Raw genomic sequence first — 2,799 nt, 5'->3', positions numbered from 1 at the left:
CGCCCTCGCCGGAGACGTCGCGGGTGATCGACGGGTTCTCGCTCTTGCGGGCGATCTTGTCGACCTCGTCGATGTAGATGATGCCGGTCTCGGCGCGCTTGACGTCGTAGTCGGCGGCCTGGATCAGCTTGAGCAGAATGTTCTCGACGTCCTCACCGACATAGCCGGCCTCGGTCAGCGCGGTGGCGTCGGCGATCGCGAACGGAACGTTGAGCATCTTGGCCAGCGTCTGCGCGAGGTAGGTCTTGCCGCAGCCGGTCGGGCCGAGCATCAGGATGTTGGACTTGGCCAACTCGACGGGCTCGGAGCGCGAGTCGCGCATCTTTTCGCCGGCCTGGATGCGTTTGTAGTGGTTGTAGACGGCGACGGCCAGCGTGCGCTTGGCGGTGTCCTGCCCGATGACATAGCCCTCGAGGAAGTCGCGTATTTCCACAGGCTTCGGCAATTCGTCGAGCTTTACGTCGTCGGCGTCGGCGAGTTCCTCTTCGATGATCTCGTTGCAGAGATCAATGCACTCGTCGCAGATATATACGCCGGGGCCGGCAATGAGCTTTTTGACCTGCTTTTGACTCTTCCCGCAGAACGAGCACTTCAGCAGGTCACCGCCGTCTCCAATACGCGCCATGGTGCTGGAGTCCCTACTTCCTGTCGCAGTCGGTCATTGCCAAGTCTTGAGCCGCCTCGGGTGTAAGACCCGACGCTACCCGTTATTTCCGGCGCGGTGCGACCGATAAAGGCGAATCGCGTCGGTGGTATTTAGCTGTGTTCGCAGAACATATCGCCTCACGCGTCCCACGACCCCCACGACGCACCGCCGTGTCCTTGGCGTGTCGCCGCCGTTACCGGACTGAGAGGGCGTCCCCGAGCAGATCGTAGAGTTGCGAAGTGGCGTTCGCAGCCCCCAACGATACCGTGCTGATCAGCGATGGTGGCCTTGCTACCGAACTGGAAGCACGTGGGCACGACCTCTCCGACGACCTGTGGTCGGCGCGGCTTTTGTTCGACGCGCCGGAGGAGATCATCGCTGCTCACCGAGCATTCTTTCAGGCCGGGGCGGCGATCGCGACGACGGCCAGCTACCAAGCGTCGTTCGACGGTTTCGCGGCAGGCGGAATCTCTCGGAGCGACTCCGAACGGCTGATGAGGCTTAGCGTTTCGCTTGCCGCTGAGGCCCGTGACGAGGTCGGCCGCGAAGGCCGGTGGGTGGCGGCGTCGGTCGGGCCGTATGGCGCGGCGCTGGCCAACGGCGAAGAGTACGTCGGGCGGTACGGGCTGACGGTCGCGCAGCTGGCAGAGTGGCATCTGCCGCGGTTGGAGGTCCTGGCCGACGCGGGAGCCGATGTGCTGGCGATAGAAACGGTGCCCGATGTCGACGAGGCTGAGGCGTTGGTGGGCCTGGCGCGACGGCTGGGTGTGCCGGCGTGGTTGAGCTACACGATCGACGGCTTGCAGACGCGTGCGGGCCAGCCGTTAACGGAGGCGTTCGCTGTTGCGGCGGATGTGCCGGAGATCGTGGCGGTCGGGGTGAACTGCTGCGCGCCGGGCGATGTGTTGCCCGCGATCGAGGTCGCGCGGCAGGTGACCGGAAAGCCCGTCATCGTCTACCCGAACAGCGGCGAAAAGTGGGACGGCGCCCGTCGAAGATCGAGCGGTGAGGGGCGGTGGTCGTCGGACCTGCCTGCGCAGTGGGTGGCCGCGGGCGCACGCATCGTCGGCGGCTGCTGCCGGGTGATGCCCGGCGACATCGCGGAGCTGGCCGCGACTGTTAATTCCCCCTAGACGCCGAAACTGCGGACAGATCGCGAAAATCTGCGATATCGCGATCTCCCCGCAGTCTCGCGGTTGTGGAGAAGCTAGGCGTTCTGCGCCGAGAGCTTGCGGTACTCCAGCACGGTATCGATCACGCCGTACTCCTTGGCCTCCTCGGCCGTCAGAATTTTGTCGCGATCGGTGTCCTTGCGGATCTGCGCCGCGTCCTTGCCGGTGTGGTGCGCCAGCGTCGTCTCCATCAGCGTGCGCATCCGCTCGATCTCCTTCGCCTGGATCTCCAGGTCGGAGAACTGGCCCTGGATGACGCCGGAGAGCGCGGGCTGGTGGATCAGGATCCGGGCGTTGGGCAACGCAAGGCGCTTTCCTGGCGTGCCCGCGGCGAGCAGCACAGCGGCCGCCGATGCGGCCTGGCCCAGGCACACGGTCTGGATGTCGGCGCGCACGTACTGCATGGTGTCGTAGATCGCCATCAGCGATGTGAACGAGCCGCCGGGCGAGTTGATGTACATGGTGATGTCGCGGTCGGGGTCGAGCGACTCCAGCACCAGCAATTGCGCCATGATGTCGTTGGCCGACGCGTCGTCCACCTGCACACCGAGGAAGATGATGCGCTCCTCGAACAGCTTGTTGTACGGGTTGGACTCCTTGACCCCGAAACTCGAATGCTCGATGAACGACGGGAGGATGTATCGCGCCTGCGGCTGAAGACGGGGGTTGGTGTGGTCGGTCATTTGTCTAGTCCTGCCGTCGGTCCTGAGCCGTTGATGCTGGCGCTGGTGATGATGTGGTCGACGAAGCCGTACTCGAGTGCTTCCTGCGCGGTGAACCAGCGGTCGCGATCGGAGTCGGCTTCGATGCGCTCGATGCTCTGGCCGGTGAACTCCGCGTTCAGCCGGAACATCTCCTTCTTGATCACGGAGAACTGCTCGGCCTGGATGGCGATGTCGGCCGCGCTGCCCGTGACGCCACCGAGGGGCTGGTGCATCAGGATGCGGGCGTGTGGCAGGGCGTAGCGCTTGCCCTTGGTGC

Annotated in this window: 4 protein-coding genes; 1 reads left to right on the top strand and 3 read right to left on the bottom strand. The window is 64.7% G+C overall.

Annotation, left to right across the window (positions count from 1 at the left end):
* The coding region (locus QOC76_RS20395) for a ClpX C4-type zinc finger protein (protein ID WP_526359739.1) at positions 1-625 on the bottom strand (625 nt) is incomplete at its 3' end.
* Positions 626-885: 260 nt separating this feature from the next.
* On the opposite strand from QOC76_RS20395, the gene mmuM reads away from it, so the two are divergent.
* The gene (gene mmuM / locus QOC76_RS20390; RefSeq protein WP_526359737.1) at positions 886-1,779 is read left to right on the top strand and encodes a homocysteine S-methyltransferase; all 894 of its coding nucleotides are present in this window, start codon (positions 886-888) and stop codon (positions 1,777-1,779) included.
* A 74-nt stretch (positions 1,780-1,853) separates the two neighbouring features.
* Here mmuM and QOC76_RS20385 read toward each other — a convergent pair whose 3' ends face one another.
* Together QOC76_RS20385 and QOC76_RS20380 are read right to left on the bottom strand one after the other, a co-directional pair.
* Complete coding sequence (locus QOC76_RS20385; RefSeq protein WP_526359735.1) at positions 1,854-2,501, bottom strand: ClpP family protease; 648 nt, start codon at positions 2,499-2,501, stop codon at positions 1,854-1,856.
* Positions 2,498-2,799, bottom strand: a 302-nt coding sequence (locus QOC76_RS20380) for a ClpP family protease (protein ID WP_526359733.1), incomplete at its 5' end; no start/stop codon positions are given. The genes QOC76_RS20385 and QOC76_RS20380, both read right to left, overlap by 4 nt.

The sequence above is a fragment of the Mycobacterium sp. genome, assembly GCF_032159565.1.
Lineage (GTDB): Bacteria > Actinomycetota > Actinomycetes > Mycobacteriales > Mycobacteriaceae > Mycobacterium.
Note: the sequence above shows the minus strand (reverse complement) of the source record. Positions and strands in the feature narration are given on the sequence as shown.

Excerpts from the sequence above, each read along its gene's own strand:
- QOC76_RS20385 (WP_526359735.1), bottom strand. The coding sequence starts at position 2,501 with ATGACCGACCACACCAACCCCCGTCTTCAGCCGCAGGCGCGATACATC.